The organism is Brachybacterium sp. p3-SID957 (assembly GCF_025144775.1).
GTDB classification, from domain to species: Bacteria; Actinomycetota; Actinomycetes; order Actinomycetales; family Dermabacteraceae; genus Brachybacterium; species Brachybacterium epidermidis.
Window position 1 is genome coordinate 82,846 of record NZ_JALXKT010000001.1, and the last position, 21,314, is coordinate 104,159.

General features: G+C 70.4%; 19 protein-coding genes. 10 read left to right on the top strand and 9 right to left on the bottom strand.

Translation table 11 applies throughout. The features are described 5' to 3' along the window. Positions 1-89: 89 nt before the first annotated feature. The 5 genes from M3B01_RS00260 to M3B01_RS00280 all read right to left on the bottom strand — a co-directional run bounded on the left by M3B01_RS00260 (position 90) and on the right by M3B01_RS00280 (position 5,679). Positions 90-809: a DUF998 domain-containing protein gene (locus tag M3B01_RS00260; RefSeq protein WP_259788827.1), complete on the bottom strand. Its 720-nt coding sequence runs from the start codon at positions 807-809 to the stop codon at positions 90-92. A gap of 217 nt (positions 810-1,026) precedes the next feature. Then, the gene (locus M3B01_RS00265; RefSeq protein WP_259788829.1) at positions 1,027-2,565 is read right to left on the bottom strand and encodes an SDR family oxidoreductase; all 1,539 of its coding nucleotides are present in this window, start codon (positions 2,563-2,565) and stop codon (positions 1,027-1,029) included. A 196-nt stretch (positions 2,566-2,761) separates the two neighbouring features. After that, complete coding sequence (locus M3B01_RS00270) at positions 2,762-3,661, bottom strand: dihydrodipicolinate synthase family protein (RefSeq protein WP_259788831.1); 900 nt, start codon at positions 3,659-3,661, stop codon at positions 2,762-2,764. A 116-nt stretch (positions 3,662-3,777) separates the two neighbouring features. Beyond that, entirely contained in the window at positions 3,778-3,951 is a 174-nt protein-coding gene (locus M3B01_RS00275) for a hypothetical protein (protein ID WP_259788832.1), read from the bottom strand. 33 nt (positions 3,952-3,984) lie between these two features. Further along, complete coding sequence (locus tag M3B01_RS00280) at positions 3,985-5,679, bottom strand: nuclease-related domain-containing DEAD/DEAH box helicase (protein ID WP_259788833.1); 1,695 nt, start codon at positions 5,677-5,679, stop codon at positions 3,985-3,987. A gap of 219 nt (positions 5,680-5,898) precedes the next feature. Between M3B01_RS00280 and M3B01_RS00285 the strand changes: the two genes are divergently transcribed. The 3 genes from M3B01_RS00285 to ppk2 all read left to right on the top strand — a co-directional run bounded on the left by M3B01_RS00285 (position 5,899) and on the right by ppk2 (position 8,478). Beyond that, entirely contained in the window at positions 5,899-6,111 is a 213-nt protein-coding gene (locus M3B01_RS00285) for a hypothetical protein (RefSeq protein WP_259788835.1), read from the top strand. A 767-nt stretch (positions 6,112-6,878) separates the two neighbouring features. Continuing rightward, a complete protein-coding gene (locus M3B01_RS00290; RefSeq protein WP_259788836.1) occupies positions 6,879-7,478 on the top strand; it encodes a DUF4352 domain-containing protein in 600 nt (199 codons plus the stop codon). A 121-nt stretch (positions 7,479-7,599) separates the two neighbouring features. Continuing rightward, positions 7,600-8,478: a polyphosphate kinase 2 gene (gene ppk2, locus M3B01_RS00295; RefSeq protein WP_259788837.1), complete on the top strand. Its 879-nt coding sequence runs from the start codon at positions 7,600-7,602 to the stop codon at positions 8,476-8,478. 31 nt (positions 8,479-8,509) lie between these two features. Here ppk2 and M3B01_RS00300 read toward each other — a convergent pair whose 3' ends face one another. From M3B01_RS00300 to M3B01_RS00310, 3 genes are read right to left on the bottom strand one after another with little or no spacing between them, the layout of a single operon-like run. Next, positions 8,510-8,914 (bottom strand): (deoxy)nucleoside triphosphate pyrophosphohydrolase, encoded by a 405-nt coding sequence (locus M3B01_RS00300; protein ID WP_259788866.1) that lies wholly within the window; start codon positions 8,912-8,914, stop codon positions 8,510-8,512. Between the two features lie 5 nt (positions 8,915-8,919). Next, positions 8,920-9,522 carry a hypothetical protein gene (locus tag M3B01_RS00305; RefSeq protein WP_259788839.1) on the bottom strand — a complete coding sequence of 201 codons (603 nt, stop codon included), beginning with the start codon at positions 9,520-9,522 and terminating at the stop codon, positions 8,920-8,922. After that, positions 9,519-10,169 carry a hypothetical protein gene (locus tag M3B01_RS00310; protein ID WP_259788840.1) on the bottom strand — a complete coding sequence of 217 codons (651 nt, stop codon included), beginning with the start codon at positions 10,167-10,169 and terminating at the stop codon, positions 9,519-9,521. The genes M3B01_RS00305 and M3B01_RS00310 overlap by 4 nt, the downstream gene beginning before the upstream one ends. 85 nt (positions 10,170-10,254) lie before the next feature. Here M3B01_RS00310 and M3B01_RS00315 point away from each other — a divergent pair, with 85 nt between their 5' ends. From M3B01_RS00315 to M3B01_RS00330, 4 genes are read left to right on the top strand one after another with little or no spacing between them, the layout of a single operon-like run. Continuing rightward, the gene (locus tag M3B01_RS00315) at positions 10,255-11,253 is read left to right on the top strand and encodes a dihydroxyacetone kinase subunit DhaK (RefSeq protein ID WP_259788842.1); all 999 of its coding nucleotides are present in this window, start codon (positions 10,255-10,257) and stop codon (positions 11,251-11,253) included. Positions 11,254-11,264: 11 nt separating this feature from the next. Beyond that, positions 11,265-11,996, top strand: a complete 732-nt coding sequence (locus tag M3B01_RS00320) for a DAK2 domain-containing protein (protein WP_259788843.1) — start codon at positions 11,265-11,267, stop codon at positions 11,994-11,996. 30 nt (positions 11,997-12,026) lie between these two features. Next, entirely contained in the window at positions 12,027-14,456 is a 2,430-nt protein-coding gene (locus M3B01_RS00325) for a glycoside hydrolase family 3 C-terminal domain-containing protein (protein WP_259788844.1), read from the top strand. A 50-nt stretch (positions 14,457-14,506) separates the two neighbouring features. After that, the gene (locus M3B01_RS00330) at positions 14,507-17,020 is read left to right on the top strand and encodes a glycosyl hydrolase 2 galactose-binding domain-containing protein (protein WP_259788845.1); all 2,514 of its coding nucleotides are present in this window, start codon (positions 14,507-14,509) and stop codon (positions 17,018-17,020) included. A gap of 21 nt (positions 17,021-17,041) precedes the next feature. Here M3B01_RS00330 and M3B01_RS00335 read toward each other — a convergent pair whose 3' ends face one another. After that, positions 17,042-18,175 carry a glucose-1-phosphate adenylyltransferase family protein gene (locus M3B01_RS00335; protein WP_259788846.1) on the bottom strand — a complete coding sequence of 378 codons (1,134 nt, stop codon included), beginning with the start codon at positions 18,173-18,175 and terminating at the stop codon, positions 17,042-17,044. A gap of 165 nt (positions 18,176-18,340) precedes the next feature. Here M3B01_RS00335 and M3B01_RS00340 point away from each other — a divergent pair, with 165 nt between their 5' ends. The 3 genes from M3B01_RS00340 to M3B01_RS00350 are packed head-to-tail and all read left to right on the top strand — an operon-like array spanning position 18,341 to position 21,299. Next, on the top strand, positions 18,341-20,029 hold the full coding sequence (locus M3B01_RS00340; RefSeq protein ID WP_259788847.1) for an AarF/ABC1/UbiB kinase family protein: 1,689 nt from the start codon (positions 18,341-18,343) through the stop codon (positions 20,027-20,029). Continuing rightward, a complete protein-coding gene (locus M3B01_RS00345) occupies positions 20,019-20,516 on the top strand; it encodes an MFS transporter (protein ID WP_259788848.1) in 498 nt (165 codons plus the stop codon). The genes M3B01_RS00340 and M3B01_RS00345 overlap by 11 nt, the downstream gene beginning before the upstream one ends. Before the next feature lie 6 nt (positions 20,517-20,522). Continuing rightward, a complete protein-coding gene (locus M3B01_RS00350; protein WP_259788849.1) occupies positions 20,523-21,299 on the top strand; it encodes a hypothetical protein in 777 nt (258 codons plus the stop codon). Positions 21,300-21,314: the final 15 nt, after the last annotated feature.

The following is a 21,314-nucleotide window of genomic DNA, read 5'->3' on the forward strand; positions in this document are numbered from 1 at the left end:
GGTGCTGAGCGATCAGGCCGCGGTTGCTCCTCGAGCATCGACAGCTCGGGGTGGGCGTGGGGTCCTTCAGCAGGGGCCCTGCCGGGGGATCAGCGCCGCAGCTCGACCGCGCCCACCAGCGCCATTACCAGCACCGGGATCCACACGACGATCCGCTCGGTCAGCCCCATGATCCCGCCGGAGTCCACGGTCCCCAGCATCACCACCGCCGCCACCAGTGCGAGCGCGGCGGCCACCAGGCACATCACGCGGAGGGGCCCGCGCAGTGACAGCACCGCCAGCGCCATCACCGCGATCGGGCTCACCAGGATCGCCGGCAAGGACACCAGGCTGTGCAGCATCAGGTCCACGTCCAGCGGCACCAAGCCGGTGGCCAGGGTGGACGCCCCGGTCAGCGCGAGCGTGCCGACTGCCGCGACCGCCAGGGGACGGGACCGGCGCCACCACGTCCCGGCCAGGCACACCGATGCCACCAGCACCAGCAGGCCCGCCAGCACCATCCCGCCATTGACCACCGCATGGGCGGGGGAGCACACCTCCACGGCCCCGGAGGGGTAGGGGATCGCGGTGCAGGTGGTCGAGCCAAGGTCGCTGATGGTCTGCCGCACGGGGTCGTAAGGGAGGGCGGAGAGGGCCATGCCGACCAGTTCGGCGGGGATGGAAACGGCCTGCCCGAGCAGAGCCACGGCCCCGACGGTGACCAGGACTGGCCGGCGGGTCGAGGCGGGGCCGGTCGCGGCAGGACGGGGTGTCGTCGGGCGAGCTGTTGACGCAGGGGTCGCCGTCGGGCGGGCAGAGGAGGAGGTCATGCTCGCCATCCTGAGTTGCTCCCGCCCATTCGGCCAACGATCCGGGCTGATCTCCGACCAAGGGATGAGAGGGCCGCACCTGTCGGCCCTGCTCACTTCCCCGCCCGACATCATCAGCAGGTGGGTCTTGCCCGAGCCCGCGCCAGTGGTGGAGCTGACCCTGTCATCCCGCTGGGCCACTCCGTCAGCGCGAGCCGTCAGATCAGTCCGCCGCGGTTCAGTCCGCGACGGTGGCGCCATCCACTCGTCGCTCGGCTTCCTCAAGGATGTTCTTGGCCATGGACGGGAACACCACGGCGTGGAAGGGGAGGATCGCCGTCCAGTACGCGCGGCCCACGATGCCCGAGGGCATGAACACCGCCCGCTGGCGGTAGACGCACCCCTCGGGGGTGCCCTCCACCCCCAGCTGCAGCCAGGCCCGTCCACCGGCCCGCATCTCGGCGCGGAGTGTGAGGCTGCGCCCGCGCTCCATGGACTCCACGCGCCACCAGTCCACCGGATCACCCACACGCAGGGTGCGCGGATCGCGGCGACCGCGGGTCAGGCCCGGCCCGCCCAAGAGCTTGTCCATCCAGCCGCGGATCCTCCACAGGCCTGGTGTGGAGTACCAGCCGTTCTGGCCGCCGATCGATTCGATCACGGACCACACCGTGGCGGGGGACAGCGTCGAGGTCTTCTCCCGCGTGTCCGTGTAGACCGTCTGCCCCGCCCAGTCCGGGTCAGCGGGGATCGGGTCGGCGGGTTCGGCCGAGGCCGTCAGGTCCGCGTCCCACGTCACCTCCAGTGGCCCTTCGGCCTGTCGGGCGAGGGCCTGCCGGACGGCCGCCCGGTAGGAGGTAAGACCGCCGGGCGGATCCGGGATCAGGCGAGCCACTTCATGGTTGTCGGTGACCGCGTCCTCCGCGAGGGAGGCGGCTAACTGGATGGCGATACCCACCGGGATCGGAGTGATCAGCCCGATCCACACCCCGGACAGCTTCTGCGCCGGCAGGGGCAGGGGCACCACCCGACGCCTGGCCAGCCCGGCCTCCGCGGCGAAGTCGGTGAGCATGGAGGCGAAGGTCTGGGCGCTGCCGCAGCCGATCTGGGCACGTGCCTGCACCGGCTCCTCCAGCGCGCACGCGTGCAGGAGGTAGTACAGGACGTCACGGATCGCGATCGGCTCCACCCGGTTGGCCAGCCACTTCGGGCCAGGCATCACGGGGAGCCGCTCGGCCAGGTGCCTGATCATCTCGAAGGAGATCGACCCGGTGCCGATCACCACGCCTGCCTCGAAGGTGAGGGTGGGCACCGAGCAGGCGTCCAGACGGCGTGCGACCAGTTCACGGGAGCGCATGTGGTCCGAGAGTTCGTCGACGGGCCGATCCGGGTGGAGCCCGGAGAGGTACACCAGCTGTTGCACGCCTGCCTGCTCCGCAGCCACGGCGACGACGTCGGCGATGCCCTGCTCGCGCTCCACGAAGTCTCCGCCGCTGCCCATGGAGTGCACCAGGTACAGCACCGTGTGGACCCCGTCCATCGCAGCACGAACCTGGTCTGGTTCACTGAGGTCGCAGCGCACCAGGTCCACCTGATCGGCCCACGGGCGGTCGCTGAGGGCCTCGGGTCTGCGGGCACCTGCCCGGACCTCGAAGCCGGCGGCCAGCAGTTCGGGGATGAGCCTTCCACCCACGTAACCGGTGGCCCCGGTGACCAGGACGGACCGGCCTGCGCCGGCGGGAGCGGACAGACTGAGCAGGGGCGAGGGTGCGTTCATGGGCCCACAGTAGAGCGCCTCTTCACAGATGAGGGTGTAGGAGCTGTCGGCGTGGCGGTGTCGGGATTGGCGTCCGCGCCTCGTGCTGCCGACCCCCGCCACACCGACCCCGGCCACACCGAGGCTCCCGCGCCAGGCCCCGCGCCGACGGACCGTGCAGAAGCCCCGATCGGACGGGGCCGCGCAGGAGCCCCGATCAGAGGGGTCGGATCAGGTACGGCTCCAGCTCAGGCACACCACCGAGGGCCTCGGCCAGCGCCTGGTCCGTCTCGGAAGGGATCTGCGCCATCGGCTTGCGGGCCTGCCCCACGTCCAGGCCACGGCCGCGCAGCACCGCCTTCAGGAAGGTGATGAACTCCCATCCGTCCATGCGGTTCCACACTGGCATCACCAGGTGCTGGAACCGTGTGGCCTCCGCCAGATCGCCCGCCCTGAACGCCGCGTACAGCTCCGCGAAAACCCGGCAGATTACGTTGTAGGCGGAACCGATGCCCCCGTCGGCGCCCTGGGCGAGGGAGCCCAGCAGGGCGTCGTCGGCCCCGGAGAGGATCGCGAAGTCATCGGGCCTTTCGGCGCGCACGCGTGCCATCACCGACAGGTCGACGCTGGTGTACTTCATGCCGTGCAGCACGTCCTGCTCAGCGAGCTCCAGGAAGAAGTCCGCCGGCAGCTTCCGGCCCGTCTGGCCGGGGATGTAGTACGCCAGCAGCGGCAGGTCCGTCTGCTCGCGGATGTCGCGGAAGTAGGTGGCCAGTGACTCGGCGGTGTACGTGAAGTAGGTGGGGATGTTGGCGCTGATGCCCGTGGCGCCGGCGTCGGCGGCCCTCCGTGCCAGCTCCAGGGTGTCGCGGTGATCGCTCGCCGCCATGTGGAACAGGGCCGGACGGCCGTCCGCCGCCTCCACGGTGGCCTCTAGGATCCGCAGACGCTCGGCGGTGTCGAGCAGGTAGCACTCTGCCGAGCTGCCGGTGACGAAGTAGCCGTCGGCCCCCTCCGCATTCAGGGTGCGCACCAAGCGCTGCAGCACCGGCAAGGACACCTCACCGGCGCTGTCGTAGGGCGTGACGAGGGCAGGGATGATCCCCTGGAAGGTCATGGCTCAGCTCCGGTCCCGACGGATCCGCGTGGGCCGCGGATCTCCTGCCACGATTCTGCCGCCCGTCGATACATCGGATGTCTCCGATGGTCCCGATCCGGCTAGCAGCCCCAGGATCACCAGGCGTGCATCACCGGTTGGACGGTACCGATGAGGTCCTCCTGGGTGGAGGCGGAGGCGTACGGGAGGCCTGAGCCCTCCCGTATCGGCAGGGCATCCATGTCGGCCCGGCGCAGCCACGGGTCGATCTGCTCCACGGTCGTGAGCATGGCGTCCTTGAGCTGGGACATGGCACATTCCTCTCCAGGGCCCTCCTGCAGGGACTATCGGTCCGCACCGATCAGCCGGTCGGCCACCTCGTACCCGACGACCGTGCGGATCAGCTCCGGATCGCCGACCACGACCAGCAGCGACCTCGCCCGTGAGAGCCCCACATACATCAGGTGGGGCGAGCGGTCCCAGTGCTGGAAGCCGTTGACGGCCAGCACCACCACCCGCCGCTCGAGGCCCTTGAAGTTCAGCACGTGCCCGTAGAACACGTCGGTGGCGGCGAAGAACTCGTCCCAGTACCCGCTGTATCCGGCGTAGTCGATGCGCTCACGCTGCTCGGGGTGCCGACGCCCGGTGGTCAGCAGGGCGATCTCCCCGGGCTCCCAGCCCTCGTCGAGCAGCGGGTCGATGAGGTCGTCGGCCGTGCTGATGGCGTCCTCGGTGGGGCACGCGACAAACCGCACCGGCGCCCCTTCCTCCATCCGCGGGTTCTGCTCGAGCGGGGTGAGCGGCGCGAAGGTCTCGGCGATGGTGCGGGTGTTGCGCAGGTTGTCGTCCAGCGGGAAGGGGCTGAGGGTGATCGGGGCGCGGCCGTCCCGGTCGAACACGGACTGGTGCGCATCGGTGAACACGAACAGCACGGAGGCGCCGGTGTCCTCCGGCTCCACCAGGCAGGGGCGCAGGGCGTCCCACCACAGGTCCGCGAAGTCCTGCGCCTCGTCCACCACGATCGCCTCGAACAGATCCTCGACGGGCCGAGTCGAAGCGAGCTCCCGCAGCTGGGCGGGCAGGAACTCCTCGTAGTACGCCACCGCCGTACCGTCGAACTCCGCCTCTGTCTGAGCGCCCCAGCGGACCGGAAGATCGTGGAACAGGCCGACGTACGCGGGTCGGTCCTCTGCGGGCCAGGTGGCAGTGAGCAGCTGAAAGTGGCGTGCCAGGCCCCGCGAGTAGCACATCAGGGCGGTGCGCCTTCCCTCCCTGGTCAGGGCGCGGGCCTTCATCAGGGCCAGATGGGTCTTGCCCGATCCTGCTCCGCCCACCACCTGGGCGCGGTGCTGGAATCGCAGCAGGGCCAGGATCCGCTCCTGCTCGCGGGTGAGCTGGTTGCCGGAGTCCTCGATCTGGCGGGCCAGCAGCTGGTGGTTCTCGATCGCCGCCTCGGTGCGCCGCAGGGTCCTCACGGCGTGGTCGCGCTGGACGCCCTCCAGCGGGGACAGGTGGCTGCCGCCATGGCTGCGCAGCGCCGCCACGATGCGCTCGACGGCACCACCGCTGCCGGCGCCACCGCTGCCGCCCGTCCCCAGGTCCATGGCATCGAGCATCAGCGCCCGGGGCGCGTCCGGCACGTCCCAGTCGTCGGGCAGCTGCGACCAGGGCAGGGCCACCATGTGCACGCTGCGGCCGAGGGGGCGGGAGGAGCGTTCGTTGATGTGGCGCAGCAGCACGTGCCGGGCACGCTGCGCCTGCTCGACGGGGGAGGGGTGCAGCGCGCGCCTGCCGGAGCGGTCGCGCTGGAACCAGGTGCCGTCCTCGACGCCCACCCGGCCGCCCTTCACCTCGATCACCACCGTTCCGATCCCCGGCCACAGCACCAGCAGGTCGATCTCCACCTCGTGGGCGTCGTCGGTGATGCGCTGCCCGGCGATCATCGTCGCGTCGTGCGGCAGCTGGGCGGCCAGCACGTCCCAGACCACTCGTTCGGCATCGGAGGCGAAGGCGGGCTGAGGCGGGATCAGCTGCGGCATGCCTGCATCGTGCCAGGTGAAACCGCCCCGGCGCGGGAGTTCTGCATGATCGGGTCTCCCAGGGGAGCTGATCCTGCCCGCTGCCGTGCTGACCGGTCGGCTCGCCGCGGGCTACCGTGCCGTGACGACCACCGTCCCGGGGCGCCCGACCGCGTGGGGCTCCCGGGAGTCACCGCCCCCGCTCCGACCCGCACCCCCCGTCCCCCAGAAAGGCCCGTCATGGCTCAGCCCCCGTACCCACAGCGCCCCCGCCCCCGCGGCTTCCTCCCCTTCCCGATCATCCTGCCGGGCTGCTGCGGCTGTGGTGGCGTGGCCACGTTCGGCCTGATCGTCGTCGGCGCCATGACAGCGATGTTCGGCCTGGGAGAGCCCGCTCCCGAGGCGCAGCCCTCCGGCTCCGAGACCGCGGTGGTGCAGCAGATCGGGGAGTGAATCACCCAGGATTGATCGGTATCGACAGCTTTGTCCGCAGGCTTGTGCAGCAGTGGACACGCGTTGCCGGGTTGACGCGGCTCTGGTGCAGCGACGGCGATGGGGTCGTTTTGCGGACGGCGGTCCTTCGCATGCCGGCGCCCGGTCAATAATTGGACATGGGTCTATCACCGCAGGTGTTGGTGGGTCCTCTTGTGGATACAGAACCATCTCGCGTAGGACTCGCCGCTGTCGTCGAGCCCTTCCGACCGAGCTCGAGGAGACCGCAGAGAATGACCGAACAGCACCGGGGCTGGCCTGACGGAACCCCAGATGGTGAACCGACCGGTGAACAGGGTGCGGATGCGCACGCCCCTGGGTGGTCGCCGCCACCCGCGCCAGGGACGCAGAACAGGTGGGCGCCGGGCGGTGCGCAGACTCCAAGTTCCTACGGAACCGGGGCCTCGCCCAACTTCGGGCCTGGCTCCGCGAACACCGGGCAGAACGTCCATCAGGGTTCTCCGTATGGGCAACCGTCTCCGAACCATTGGCAACCTGTGGGTTCGCCGAGCTACGGGCCAGGATCTCCGAGCACGGGCCAGTTCCCAGCACACGATCCCCACTACGGGCAGCCAATGCCGAACCATTGGCAGCACAACGCTTACCCGAGCTACGGGAACGGTAGCCATCCCTCCGGGCAGTTGCCTCAGGGGCAGCCGCAGGGCCCACCTCCTCCCGGTTACCACCCTGGCTACTACGGGCCCCCGCCCCCGCCGCAGAAGCAGGGCGTGGGATTCCTGCGAGGAACCGCCTACACCTGCCTGGGGTGCCTGGGAATCGCCGCTGCACTGATCGTTCTCATGATGCTCGCGGGTGCGCTCTCGGGCCCGAGCTCGTCGAGCGACGAGTCCGGAAGTGACCGATCCGCGGCCTCTGATGGCGGAGGTGGTGACGCGGAACCCGGTGACAATGGCGAAAGCGAGCAGACATCGGGGCAGTACGCAGGATCCACGGGTGAGATGGAAGGGATGAGACTGACCGTCGCCTCCACTGAGCGCACCACCGAACTGTCGGACAGCCTGTGGTCCGCTGAGACGGGGGACGAGTTCTTCGTCGTCGATCTGGATGTGACGAACACAGGGTCAGAACCCCTCTCGGTCGCGATGAGCGAGTTCTCGATAGTCGGAGCTGACGGGACCGTGTATGCGGCCGACGAAGACGTGTTCATGGCCCTCGAGGATCCCCTGATCATGGAAGATGTGAACCCCGGGATCACCTATACGGGAACGCTGGTGTTCGAGGTGCCCGCAGGGCTGGAGTTCTCTGAGATCCGCTGGACGGACAGCTGGTCCAGCGATGAGCCCAGAGTGGTCATCCCTCTCAACTGAACTCTGCCGTGTCGCAGGGCGGCTCTCGCTGGGTTGATGGGAGACGCCCTCTCGACTTCCATCCCGCACCGATCAGGCCGTTCGCCGGACGATCGCCCGGTCCGATCCGTACGATCGGTCCATGTCGAAGACCGATCACCTCGCCAGTCCCGAGACACCCCCGAAGCTCGACAGGGCCGCGTACGAGAAGGAGCTCCAGCGCCTGCAGTCCGAGCTAGTCGCCATGCAGCAGTGGGTGATCGAGAACGGCGAGCGGATCATCCTGATCTTCGAGGGGCGCGACGCCGCCGGGAAGGGCTCCGCGATCAAGCGCATCACCCAGTACCTCAACCCGCGGCACACCCGGGTGGTGGCCCTGCCCGCGCCCACGGAGCGCGAGAAGACCCAGTGGTACTTCCAGCGCTACATCCAGCACTTGCCGGCGGCCGGCGAGATCGTGATCCTGGACCGTTCCTGGTACAACCGCGCCGGGGTGGAGCGGGTGATGGGGTTCTGCACCGAGCAGGAGTACCACCGCTTCCTGCGGCAGGCCCCGGACTTCGAGCGGATGCTGGTGGAGGACGGGATCCGCCTGATCAAGTACTGGTTCTCGGTCTCCGACGAGGAGCAGGAGGCCCGCTTCCGCTCCCGCGCGGAGGATCCGATGCGACGCTGGAAGCTGTCACCGATGGACGTGGAGTCGATCACCCGCTGGGAGGACTACTCCCGCGCCAAGGACGCCATGTTCGCCGCCACCGACCTGCCCGGCGCCCGCTGGGTGACGGTCGAGAGCGAGGACAAGAAGCGCTCCCGCATCAACGTCATCCACGACATCCTCCAGCGCATCCCCTGGCAGTACGTGGAGCCGCAGCGGATCGAGATCCCGAAGCGCCCCGCCGAGCGCGACACCCGCTACGAGCGACCGGCCCGGGAGCAGTTCCTGTACGCCGAGGACGTCGCGACGGCGCTGGAGCGCACGCCCCGCAGCGGGGGGAAGCGCAAGGCCGGCTCGAAGAAGTAGGCCCCGCTCGCCCGCCGGCCCCGCGTGCCCGTCAGCCGTTCCCTGCGCCCCGGGCGAGCATCCGCTCGATGATCGGAACGTCCCCCGGTGCCCACGACAGTTCGCCGAGCGCGCCCAGCGGCATCCACCGCAGCGCGTCGTGGTCGGTGCTGGAGGTCGGATCCGGCCCCAACAGCACCGCCTCGTAGCAGGCCAGATCGATGACGACCTCCCCGCCCGGCCCCAGGGGCACGCTGCTGCGATCCACCAGTGCGCCCACCTCGATATCGACCCCGAGCTCCTCGTGCACCTCCCGCACCAGGGCCTGCTGCGGGCTCTCCCCGGGCTCCACCTTCCCGCCCGGGAACTCCCACAGCCCGCCCGCGCTGCGTTCGGGGCTCCTGCGTGCGACGAGCACCGTGTCCCGGCGGCGGATGATCGCGCCCACCACGGACATGGCCCTCACCGTGAGCGCGCCGATCGTCGCACCAGGATGACCGCACCCACCACTGCGGCCACCCCCACCACCATGATGAGGCCGGCCGCCGCCACCACCAGGAGCACGCCGATGTCGGCCCCGCGCACCGGCTCATCCACCGACGGCATCGGCTGGTCGCTGAGATCAGCCGGTTCACCGAGCTCCCGGGTGAGCTGGGCTCGCACGTCGTCCTCCGTCTCGGCGGGGATGTCGCACCAGGTGGAGCTGTAGCTGCCGTCGGCGCCGCTGGCCCACACCAGCAGGGTCTCCCCCTCGGGGAGGCGCCCCAGGCCGCAGGAGGGGATGGCCTCGGCGGTGGTGAACCGGATCTCGCGGGACTCCTCGCCCTTCCACACCCGCTCCACAGCCGCGACGTAGGTGATGCCCCACTCGTCCGAGTCCCTGCCGGACTCACCCACGATCGTGATCTCTGCGATCATGTCGGCCTGCTCCGCCGCCTCCTCGAAGCTGAGCGGCATGCAGTCGCAGGCCCGTGCGTACGGGACGCCCACCAGGCAGAACAGCACGACCGCGGCCAGCAGCACCAGCGCGCTGCGCACCCGGTGGACCGCCCGGCCCGCCGTCATGGCCGCCTCCCCGCGCGCCGGAGCACCGTCGTCACCGCCACGGCCGTGAGGACCCGGTGGCCGATGCCGACCAGGACCAGCAGAGCGAGGCCCACCGTTGCCAGTGGATGATCGGGGAGCAGGTCGTGCAGCGCGAACGGCACCGGCCGGCCGGTGAGATCCACCGGCTCACCCACCTTCGCGGTCAAAACGCTGCGGGGGTCGTGGCCGGCATCGTCAGGGATGTCGCACCATGCCATGCTGTACATGCCGTTCTCCCCGCGGGCCCAGGCCAGCAGCGTGGTCCCGGTGGGGATGCGTCCCAGCCCGCAAGCGGCGATGTGCTCGGCGCTGCGGAAGATGATCCGGCGCCTCTCCTCGCCCTTCCACACCCGCTCGACCCGCGCGTCGTAGGCGACGCCCCCACCGCCCACGATGGTCCCCGTGCGCCCGATGATGGTGATCTCGGCGATCAGGTCGTCCTCCGCGATCGCCTCGTCCACAGTGGTGGGCACGCAGCTGCAGGCCCGTGCGTACGGCGCTCCCACCAGGGAGAACACCAGCACCCCCGACACCAGCACCAGCAGCATCCGCGCCCAGTGCTGCGCGCTCGATGACGGACCGCCGCTGTCGCAATCCCTGGCCGCCTTCATCGTCACCGCCCCCATGGGCACAGCCTATGCCCCGGCTCTCCCCGCGCCCAGGGGGTGAGCGTAGCCTGGGGGTGACCGTGTCCGCTCCGGAAGGATCCCCATGCGACGCAGCATCGTCAACGACCCGGACGACCTGGTGGCCGAGGCCCTCGAAGGTCTCGTCCTCAGCCACCCCACCATGCTCGAGCTGGACGCCGAGCACCGCTACATCACCCGCAAGCAGAAGGCCCGCGACAAGGTGGGCCTGGTCTCCGGAGGTGGTTCGGGCCACGAGCCCCTGCACTCCGGCTTCGTGGGGACCGGCATGCTCGACGTGGCCGTCTCCGGCGCCGTGTTCGCCAGCCCCACCGCGCTGCAGGTCCTGGAGGCCACCAAGGCGGCCGATGCGGGCCGCGGTGTGGTCCAGATCGTCAAGAACTACACCGGTGACGTGCTGAACTTCCGCATCGCCGGTGAGATCAGCGGCGATGATGCCATCGACACCGAGATCGTGCTGGTGGACGACGACCTTGCCAGCGACACCGGCGAGGATGACGGCCCCGGCCGCCGCGGCACCGCCGCCACCGTGATCGTGGAGAAGATCTGCGGGGCCGCCGCCGAGAACGGCATGGACCTCCAGCAGGTGGCCGCAGTGGGCCGCACGGTCGCGCAGCGCTCGCGCACCATGAGTCTGGCCCTCGCCGCCGGCACGCACCCCGGGGACGACGAGCCCCAGTTCACCCTGGACGCGGGCGAGGTCGAGTTCGGCGTGGGCATCCACGGCGAGCGAGCCCAGCAGCGCATCCCCTTCACCGGGGCCGACGAGCTGATCGAGCAGCTGGTGGACCCGCTGCTGGAGGAGCTGGAGCTGGGCCGCGGCACCGAGGTGCTGGCGATCGTCAACGGGCTGGGCTCGGCCTACCCGCTGGAGCTGAGCCTGGCCGCGCGGGCCCTGCACCGTCGTCTCGACACGGACGGGATCACGGTGGGCCGCTCCCTGGTGGGCTCCTATGTGACCAGCCTGGACATGCACGGCGTGTCCATCACCCTGATGCCGCTGGAGGACGAGCTGCGCGAGCTCTGGGACGCGCCCGTCCGCACCCCCGCCCTGACCTGGTAAGGAGATCCGCCATGAACGAGAGCAGCACCAGCAGCACCGGCGCCGGCCGTGGCGCCACGCTCGGCGAGGACTTCGGTCGCGCCTTCATCACCCTCACTCACGAGACCCTCACCGCCGCCGCCGACGCCCTCGGCGATCTGGACCGCCGCGCCGGCGACGGCGATTTCGGCACCAACGTGCGCACCGCCATGAAGGGCACCGCGACGAACATCGAGAACGATGCCCCGTCCAGTTACCGCGAGTGGCTCACCGCCATGTACATGGGGTGGCTGGGCGTGGGCGGCACCAGCGGGCCCCTGTTCGGCATGTTCTTCCGCGACCTCGCCAAGGCCGGGTCCGACCAGGGCCCCGACTCGGGCGTGCCCGGCTCTGATGCCACCGGCGCGCCGACCCTCGAGCAGTTCGCGCAGGCGCTCGCCGACGGCCAGGCCACCGTGCAGAAGTACGGTGAGGCCAAGGTGGGGGACAAGACGATGGTCGACGCCCTGGACCCGGCCGTCGCCGCACTGAAGGACGCCGATGCCTCCGACGCCGTAGCCGCCCTGGCCGCGGCGGAGGAGGCCGCGATCGCCGGGGCCCGTGACACGGCCGAGTCCACCGCGAAGCGCGGCCGCGCCAGCTACGTGGGCGATGCCGCCAAGGGCGTGATCGATCCGGGTGCCGCCACGATGGCCCTGGTGATCGGTGCCGCCCGCGCCGCAGCGGCGGGGGAGTCGAGCGTGGAGGCCGACTGGATCGGGTGAGGGCCCCGCCCCTGTACGACAATGGGTGCCATGACCGACGGCCTGCTGTCCCAATCCTTCACCAGCGCTGCAGCGGACACCGACCGCAGCGTCGACCCCGACCTCGTCGCCCGTGCCCGCGCCTTGGCGGCGAAGGGAACGGTGCTGCTGCGCAACGAGAACGACGTGCTGCCCTTCACCGCGGGCACCCGCCTCGCGCTGTTCGGACGCATCCAGAAGGACTGGATCGCGGTGGGCTACGGCTCCGGTGGCGACGTGAACCCCCCGTACGTCACGAATCTGCTGGACTCCCTGCGCGAGAGCGGGAGGGTGGAGGTGGACCTGCAGCTCGCAGAGCAGTACGAGGCCTGGTGCGAGCAGAACCCCGCCGACCCCGGCGAGCACTGGGGTGCCTGGCCGCGCCACTACCCCGAGATGCCGCTCGATGACGACGCGGTGCGCGAGGCCGCCGGCCGGAACGAGGCCGCCGTCGTGGTGATCGGCCGCGCTGCGGGGGAGGACCGCGACGCTGAGCTGGCGGGGGGCTCCTACTACCTGACGGATGCCGAACATGCGCTGCTGTCCCAGGTCACCGGCGCCTTCGACCGCACCGTCGTGATCGTCGACGGCGGCAACGTGATCGACCTCAGCTGGACGGAGAACTACCCGCTCGACGGCGTGATGATCGCCTGGGCGGGCGGGATGGAGGGCGGCCGTGCCACGGCCGACGTGCTCACCGGCGCGGTCGAACCCGGTGGTCGGTTGACCGCCACCTTCGCCCGCCGCTACCAGGACCACCCCTCCGCCGGGCACTTCGGCGATGCGGACGTCACCGCGTACGTCGAGGACGTGTTCGTCGGCTACCGCTACTTCGAGACCTTCGCTCCGGAGAAGGTGCTGTTCCCCTTCGGATCCGGTCTCGGCTACACCCGGTTCGACATCGAGCCGACCGGTGTCCATGCCGATGAGGGCACGATCCTGGTGCGCGCCCGCGTCACCAACACCGGCGACCGTCCCGGGGACGAGGCCGTGCAGGTGTACGTGCACAAGCCCTCCGGCGAACTGTCCCAGCCGCTGCGTGCCCTCGCCGCCTTCGGCCGCACCGGTGAGCTCGCCCCCGGGGAGAGCCGTGAGATGGAGCTGCCCATCGCCTGGGCCGATCTCGCCTCCTACGACGATGCCGGGGCCACCGGCCACCGCAGCGCCTACGTGCTGGAGGCGGGCAGCTACCGCTTCCATGTCGGGCACGACGTGCGCAGCGCCCATGACGCCGGAGCTGTCGACATCACCGAGCTGCGCGTGGTCCAGCAGCTCGAGGAGGCCGCCGCGGTGGATCCCGCCCACGGCTTCGAGCGCATCGTGCTCGAGCACGACGACAACGGCGACCCCCGGATCGGGTACGCACCCGTGCCCACCCGCACCACCTCGCTCAAGCAGCGCATCCTCGACCGGCTGCCCGAGGCCGTGGACCCACCCGTCGGGGACGCGCCCACCTTCGAGGAGGTCCTGGAGGGGACCGCCGGGCTGGACGGCTTCATCGCCACCCTCACCCCCCGCGAGCTGGCCGACCTCACCTACGGCGACGTGACGATGGACAGCCCGCTGGGTGCCGCCGGCAACGCTGGGGCCCTCGGCGGTGTCAGCAGGGCGCTGCGTGACCGCGGGGTCATCCCCGCGATCACCACCGACGGGCCCTCCGGGATCCGACTGTCCACGTACGCCTCCCTGCTGCCCTGCGGCACCGCACTCGCCTCCACCTGGGATCCGCAGGCCGTCCAGGAGCTGTGCGCACGGCACGGCCAGGAGATGTCCCGCAAGGGGTCGGACATCCTGCTCGGCCCCGGTATGAACATCCAGCGCGACCCGCTGTGCGGCCGCAACTTCGAGTACTTCTCGGAGGATCCGCTGGTCTCCGGCCTCACGGGCGCGGCCCAGGTCAACGGCATCCAGTCCCAGGGACTGGCCGCCTGCCCCAAGCACTTCGCCTGCAACAACCAGGAGTTCAAGCGGAGCCAGGTCGACGTGCGGGTCTCGGAGCGGGCACTGCGGGAGATCTACCTGCGCGGCTTCGAGCTGATGGTGCGCGAGTCCTCGCCGTGGGCGATCATGACCTCGTACAACAAAATCAACGGCGTATGGGGCCACTACCACTACGACCTGATCACCTCGATCCTGCGCGGCGAGTGGGGCTTCACAGGTCTGGTCATGACCGACTGGTGGATGCGGATGGCGCAGGACCCGGACTTCCCGGCCCTGCACGACAGCGGCTACCGCGTGCGCGCGGGAGTCGACGTGCTCATGCCCGGTTCGATCCACAGCCAGCAGCCGGTCAGGGACGAAGGCGTCCTGGAGAGCCACCGGGCCCAGGACGGACTCACCCTGGGCGAGATGCAGGAAGCTGCCCGCCACGTGCTCGGCTACCTCGCCGCAGTGCGCCCCCAGGGCCACCGCATGGGCCGTGGGGAGCGCGAGGAGCACTGACGCCGCGCGGCACCCGACTACGCTCGACCATTCCGACCCAAGGAGCATCAGTGAGCATCACCCACCGTCCCCTGCACGACGACTGGACGCTGTCGATCGTCGACGGCCCCGCCCCCTTCGAGGCGCGCGACGTCCCTGCCACCGTCCCGGGGACCATGATCACCGACCTGCTGAGCGCGGGCCTGATCCCGGACCCGTACCTCGACCGCAACGAGCACGACCTGGCCTGGACCGGCGAGGTCGACGCCCGGTACCTCACACGGTTCACCTGGAGCGACCGGGGCGCGCAGCGGACGGATCTGGTCGCCGGGAGCCTGGACACCGCGGCGACCATCAGGTTGAACGGTAAACTCGTGGCGCAGGTCCAGAACCAGCACCGCTCCTGGCGATTCGACGTGCGCGAGCACCTCCTCGAGGGGGAGAACGAGCTGGAGATCCTGTTCGCCTCCCCGCTGCGCACCGCCCGGGAGAACATCCAGGTGCTCGGCGAGATGCCGTTCAGCGGCAACGACCTGCCCTACAACGCGATCCGGAAGATGGCGTGCAACTTCGGCTGGGACTGGGGGCCGGTGCTGGTCACCAGCGGCATCGCCGGGCCGATCGGCCTCGAGGAGTGGTCGACGGCGCGCCTGGGATCCGTGCGCCCGCAAGTCACCCTCGATGGTGAGGACGGCCTCGTGGACCTCGCCGTGGGCCTCGAGCGGGCAGGGGACGCCGTCCCCGTCGTCGTCGAGGTGGAGATCACGGACGCCGGCGGCGTCGTGGCCGCCACCGCGACCAGGGGGATCCCCGAGGACCAGGACGGCGCGGATGTGCGGGTGCGGGTGCCGCATCCTGAGCTGTGGTGGCCCCGTGGCTACGGTGAGCAGCCCCTCTACGGGATCGCGATCAGCATCCGTGACGGCGAGGGTGCGGAGCTCGACCGGACCGAGCACCGCATCGCGTTCCGCACCGCCCGCGTGGTCGAGGAGCCCGACGAGATCGGCACCAGCTTCACCTTCACGGTCAACGGCCGGCCCGTCCTCGCCAAGGGCGCCAACTGGATCCCCGAGGACTGCTTCCCCACGCGCCTGACCACGGACGACTACCGACGATCGATCATGGATGCCGTCGAGTCGGGGATGAACACGCTGCGGGTCTGGGGCGGCGGACTGTACGAGTCCGACGTGCTGTACGACCTGTGCGACGAACTGGGGATCCTGGTGTGGCAGGACTTCGCCATGGCCTGCGCGGCCTACTCGGAGCAGGAGCCGCTGCGCAGCGAGATCGAGGCCGAGGCACGCGAGCAGATCGTGCGCCTGGCCTGGCACCCCTCCCTGGTGCACTGGAACGGTTCGAACGAGAACGTCATCGGGTACTACACGTGGGGGTGGAAGGACAAGCTCGAGGAGGGTGCGGCCTGGGGCCTGGGGTACTACCTCGACCTGTTCCCCGCACTGATGGCCGAGCTGGACCCGACCCGCAGCTATTCTCCCTCGAGCCCCTACTCCCGCGGGGACGTCTCCAAGCCGGGCAACCCCGACCACGGAACCATCCACAACTGGGTGGCGTGGTGGAGCGGCGACGACAACGACTACACCCGGTACCGCGACAACGTGCCCCGCTTCTCCGCGGAGTTCGGCTACCAGGGGGCAGCGAACTACGCCACGGTGGAGCGGATGGTCAGCGAGCGCCCTCTGCGCGAGGACTCCGAGACGATGCTGTCGCACCAGAAGGCCTCGGGTGGCCAGGACAAGCTGTACCGCGGCTTCGCTGCCCACGTGCCGGCGCCGGTGGGCTACGAGGACTTCCACTTCACCACGCAGCTGAACCAGGCCCGCGCCCTGATCTGCGGGATCGGGCACTACCGGTCGCACTGGCCGGTGTGCGCCGGGACCCTCGTGTGGCAGCTGAACGACTGCTGGCCCGTGACCAGCTGGGCCGCGGTCGACGGCGACGGCCGCCGCAAGCTGCTGTGGTACGCCCTGCGGGACATCTACGCGCCCATCCTGATCACCGTGCAGCCGCGTGAGGACGGCGAGATCGTCTCAGTCGGCAACGACACGGACGAGCAGCTCGACTCGCGTCTGCTGCTGCGCCGCCAGGACCACACCGGCCAGGTGCTGGCGCGAACCGAGATCGATGTCGAGGTGCCCCCGCGCAGCGTGGCATCGGTGCGGATCCCGGAGGACCTCGCCACCCCGCAGGACGCGGACCGGGAAGTGCTCGTGGTGGAGTCGACCGAGGGCCATGGCCGCACCGTGCACTTCTTCGCCGAGGACAAGGACAGCGCCCTTCCCGAGGACGCCGTGGAGGCGACGGTCCGCCGTGTCGATGACGGGTACCAGATCATCGTGAGCGCCTCCGGCACTGTGCGCGATCTGTGCGTGCTGGCCGACAAGGTGGACCCGGACGCAGTGACCGAGACCCAGCTGCACACCCTGCTGGCCGGGGAGACGGCAGTGGTCATGGTGCGCTCCCGGGCGGATCTGGATCCGCAGGCGTTCCTCGCCCCCGGCGTCATCATGAGTGCGAACGACCTGGTCGCCCGCGCCCGTAGACGGGAGCGTGAGCAGCAGGACTGACCCCGCCCGGTCGGGCGGCGCTCACCCCGCCTGCTCGGTGCGGACCACCTCGCCGGCACCGTTGATCAGGGTGACGCAGTCCTTGGTGCGGACCTCCATGGGGCCCTCCAGCTGTGCACCCTCGTCGACGATGCACCCGCTCAGGTGCACGCCGGCGCCGATGCGGGCCTCGTCCAGCACCACGCAGTCCTCGAGGTGGGCACCCTCCTCGACCTGCACCGATGGGCCGATCACGCTGTGCCGCACGAGCCCCTTCACCACTGAGCCGGAGGCCAGCATGGACTCGGCGACGTCGGCGCTGCTGCCCACTCGTGCGGGCACGAGCTGCGGCGGGGCGGTGAAGATCGGCCACTCGGGATCGTCCAGGTCCACGCCCGTGCCGTCCAGCAGCTCCATGTGCGCGCGCCAGTAGGCGCTGAGGGTGCCGATGTCCTGCCAGTAGCCCTCCAGCCGGTGCTCGACCACGGTGTGGTTCTCGACGAAGTGGGGGATCAGGTCCTCCCCGTAGTCGTCCAGGCCGTCCTCGCCACCCAGCTCCTCCAGGGCTGTCAGCAGGGCCGGCCCGTCGAAGCAGAACGTCTCGGTGACCACGAGGTCCGTGGGCGGCTCCTCCGGCTTGTACCAGAACTCCTCGATCACGCCCTTCGTGCCCACCTTCACCACGCCGTAGCGGCTGGCGTCGCCGTCGTGGCGGGTGGTGACGATGGTGAGGTCGGCGCCGGCGACCCGGTGGGTGTCCACCACGTCGGTGAGGTTCAGCGTGAACAGGTGATCGGCGCTCATCACCAGTACCAGCTCGGGTTCGAAGGAGGCGATCTGCCTGCGGAAGTGCCACAGGCTGTCGCTGTTGCCCTGGGGCAGGCCCTCCCCGGTGCCGCCGGTGAACGGGGCCAGGATCCGCAGTCCGGCGTGGGTGCGGTCCAGGTCCCAGGGTCGGCCGTTGGACAGGTGCTCGTTCAGGGCGTGCGGCAGGTACTGCTCCACCACCCACACGTCGCGCACGTGGCTGTTGGCCAGGTTGGACAGGGCCACATCGATCAACCGGTAGTTGCCCGCCACCCGCACCGCCGGTTTGGTGCGGTGGTCGGTGAGGGCGTCCAGCCGTGACCCGGCACCACCGGCCAGGACGATCGCGAGCACTCGTGGGATGCGCATGGTGGGGGCCTCTCGGGTGGTCGGCAGGAGTGCGGAGGTTTCTACTCCCCGATGCTGAGTATCGGCCCGGAGCGACGTCGATCGCATCCGGGATGCGGTACGAACGGTGGGAATCGCGGCTTCGCACCACGCTGCCCCACCCGACCCCTGGCTAGCATGGCCATCATGGCCTCCGTCACCGCCCGTTACCGTCGGATCGCCGAGGTCCTGGTGCGCAACGGCATGTCGGCCCTCGCCGATCAGATCGGCCTGCGCGAGCACATGAGCGGACTGGTGTACCGCCACCTCTCCGGCGACGACTCCGGCCCCGTCCCCGGCCCGATGCGCCTGCGCCGTGCCCTGGAGGACCTGGGGCCGACGTTCGTCAAGCTCGGCCAGATGCTCTCCACCCGCCGCGACCTGCTCCCGCTGGAGTACACCTCGGAGCTGGAGAAGCTGCAGACCAGCACCTCGCCCGTCACCTATGCGCAGATCGCCGAGACGATCCGGCGCGAGCTGGGCGCGGACCCGCACGAGGTGTTCTCGCACTTCGAGGAGGTGCCGCTGGCGTCGGCCTCCATCGGCCAGGCCCACCGCGCCCGCCTGCAGGACGGCACCGAGGTGATCGTGAAGGTGCGCAAGCCCGGTGCCGCGGAGATGATCCACTCGGACCTGGACCTGATCCGCTCCCTGGCGGCGCTGGCCTCCCGCGAGTGGTCCCTCGCCCGTGACGCCGACATCGAGTCGGTGGTGGCGGCCTTCGATCGCATGATGCGCCGCGAGCTGGACTACCGCACCGAGGCAGACAACGCGCGCCGCCTGCGCCGCAACCTGGCCGAGGACCGCACGGTGCGGGTCCCCCGTGTGTACCGGGAGCTGACCACCTCCGAGGTGCTCACCGAGCAGTTCGTCACCGGGATGGTCATCACCGACACCACCGCGCTGGACGCCGCCCGCATCAACCGCCGCAAGGTCGCCCACGACGCCACCGAGTCCCTGCTGCGGATGGTGCTGGTGGACGGCTTCTTCCACGCCGACCCGCACCCCGGCAACCTGTTCGTGGAGACCGACGGGACCATCTGGCTGATCGACTTCGGGATGGTCGGCACCCTCTCCCCGCAGGTGCGCGAGCACCTGCTGTGGCTCGCCTTCGCCCTGGGCCGACAGGACGAGGACGGCGCGGTCTCCGCCCTGCTGCAGCTGGCGCCCCCACGCGGAGGGGTGGACCGCAGGCGGCTCTCGCGCGACGTGTCCGAACTGCTGGACATGCTGACCGAGAAGCCGCTGGGAGAGATCTCCGTCGCCGCCGTGGTGGAGCGCATCACCGCCCTGCTGCGCCGCCACCGCCTGCAGCTGCCCTCGGACGTCTCGGCCCTGCTGCGGATGCTGGTGCTCACCGAGTCCAGCGCCGTCACCCTGGATCCGGGCTTCCAGGTCGCGACGGTGCTCGAAGAGGTGCTGCCGATCGCGATGGGCGAGCTGCTGAGCCCCGAGGCGCTGGCCCGGCGGGCGGGAATGGCGGGCCGCACCGCGCTGCGGCTGGGCACCGACCTGCCCCAGCGGGCACTGCGCCTGCTGGACGACTACGAGAGCCGCGGTGTGGACGTGCACATCGACGCCGCGGACCTCGACAAGGTCATCACCCGCATGGAGAACACTGCTGACCGCCTGATCGTGGGCATGACGATGAGCGCGCTGATGGTGGGGATCTCCACGGTGCTGGCCTCGCAGCCGTCGGCCGGGGGCCGCATGAGGGACCCTCTGCTGATCGGCGCGGGCGGCACCACGGCCCTGATGGGCATGCTGCTGGCCGCCGGCGCCGGCCCCGTGCGCACCGCCGGAAGATTCGTACGACGGAACCTGCGTGGCAGTTGAGACTCCCCGGGCACGCGCGAGTGCCCGCATCACCCTGACCCTCGCTGCCCTGGCGATGCTGGGTCCCTTCACCATCAACACGGTGTTCCCGGCGTTCAGCCGCATCGGTGAGGAGTTCGGCGCCAGCGAGGCCGAGCTGCAGCAGCTGATCAGCGCCTACCTGGGGGCCTTCGCGGTGCTCAGCGTGTTCCACGGGCCGCTCTCCGACGCCCTGGGCAGGAAACGGGTGATGATCGGCGGGCTGGTGATCTACCTGGCCGCCATGTTCGGCGCGATCCTGGCCGGCGGGCTGGGCGTGCTGATTGCGCTTCGCATCCTGCAGGGGGCCAGCGCGGGCGCGGCCACCATCGTCTCCCGCGTGGTGATCCGCGACCTGTTCGAGGGAGCCCAGGCGCAGCGCCTGATGGCCCGGGTGATGATGATCTTCGCACTCGCCCCCGTGCTGGCACCCGTGCTGGGCGGCTGGCTGCTGCTGCTGGGGGACTAGCGCTGGGTGTTCGCCGGCGTCGGCATCTACGGCGTGGTGGTGCTGGTGCTCACCGCGATGATGCCCGAGTCCCTGCCACCCGAGCACCGCACCCCGCTGCGGCTCGGCTCCGTACTGGGGGCCCTGTGGCGGGTGGGGCGCTCCGCGGTGATGCTGCGCATCGCCGCTGCCACAGCCCTCGGCTTCGCCGCCCACTTCGTGTTCGTGGCCTCCGCCCCGATCGTGGTGGTGCGCCTGCTGGGCCTGGGGGAGCAGGACTTCTGGGTGCTGTTCGCGCCCCTGATCATCGGGATGATCGCCGGCTCCTGGGTGGTGGGGCGGGCGGCCGACGCGATGGACCGCGCCCGGCTGATCACCATCGGCTACCTCGCCACCATCGTCACCACCACCGTGAACCTGCTGCTGGTGATCATCGCCCCCGCACCCACCGGCGGCTACGACGCCTCCCTGGTCCCGGTGCTGATCGGGCCGATGCTGATGAGCTTCACGGCCTCGCTGTTCTTCGCGCCGATCCAGTTGGAGATCCTGGACCTGTTCCCCTACGAGCGGGGCGCGGCCGCCTCCCTGGGCACGTTCTTCACGCTGCTCACCAACGCCCTGCTGGCCGGGGTGATCGCGCCCCTGGCCACCGCGAGCCTGGTCTCGCTGGCGGTGACGGCGCTGTGCTTCGTACTGGCCGGCAGCGCCCTGTGGGGGTGGCACCTGCTGGTGCGGCGGCGGTTTCTCGACCGCGCAGAGCCGTCCGGAGGGGCGGCGGCGCAGCCGGTGGACGGGACCCGCTGACCCCGCGCCGGTCAC

Excerpts from the sequence above, each read along its gene's own strand:
- M3B01_RS00335 (WP_259788846.1), bottom strand. The coding sequence starts at position 18,175 with ATGCGCATCCCACGAGTGCTCGCGATCGTCCTGGCCGGTGGTGCCGGG.
- M3B01_RS00280 (WP_259788833.1), bottom strand. The coding sequence starts at position 5,679 with ATGCCGCAGCTGATCCCGCCTCAGCCCGCCTTCGCCTCCGATGCCGAA.
- M3B01_RS00265 (WP_259788829.1), bottom strand. The coding sequence starts at position 2,565 with ATGAACGCACCCTCGCCCCTGCTCAGTCTGTCCGCTCCCGCCGGCGCA.
- ppk2 (WP_259788837.1), top strand. The coding sequence starts at position 7,600 with ATGTCGAAGACCGATCACCTCGCCAGTCCCGAGACACCCCCGAAGCTC.
- M3B01_RS00325 (WP_259788844.1), top strand. The coding sequence starts at position 12,027 with ATGACCGACGGCCTGCTGTCCCAATCCTTCACCAGCGCTGCAGCGGAC.
- M3B01_RS00310 (WP_259788840.1), bottom strand. The coding sequence starts at position 10,169 with ATGGGGGCGGTGACGATGAAGGCGGCCAGGGATTGCGACAGCGGCGGT.
- M3B01_RS00300 (WP_259788866.1), bottom strand. The coding sequence starts at position 8,914 with ATGTCCGTGGTGGGCGCGATCATCCGCCGCCGGGACACGGTGCTCGTC.
- M3B01_RS00270 (WP_259788831.1), bottom strand. The coding sequence starts at position 3,661 with ATGACCTTCCAGGGGATCATCCCTGCCCTCGTCACGCCCTACGACAGC.
- M3B01_RS00305 (WP_259788839.1), bottom strand. The coding sequence starts at position 9,522 with ATGACGGCGGGCCGGGCGGTCCACCGGGTGCGCAGCGCGCTGGTGCTG.
- M3B01_RS00320 (WP_259788843.1), top strand. The coding sequence starts at position 11,265 with ATGAACGAGAGCAGCACCAGCAGCACCGGCGCCGGCCGTGGCGCCACG.
- M3B01_RS00260 (WP_259788827.1), bottom strand. The coding sequence starts at position 809 with ATGACCTCCTCCTCTGCCCGCCCGACGGCGACCCCTGCGTCAACAGCT.
- M3B01_RS00315 (WP_259788842.1), top strand. The coding sequence starts at position 10,255 with ATGCGACGCAGCATCGTCAACGACCCGGACGACCTGGTGGCCGAGGCC.
- M3B01_RS00285 (WP_259788835.1), top strand. The coding sequence starts at position 5,899 with ATGGCTCAGCCCCCGTACCCACAGCGCCCCCGCCCCCGCGGCTTCCTC.
- M3B01_RS00340 (WP_259788847.1), top strand. The coding sequence starts at position 18,341 with ATGGCCTCCGTCACCGCCCGTTACCGTCGGATCGCCGAGGTCCTGGTG.
- M3B01_RS00275 (WP_259788832.1), bottom strand. The coding sequence starts at position 3,951 with ATGTCCCAGCTCAAGGACGCCATGCTCACGACCGTGGAGCAGATCGAC.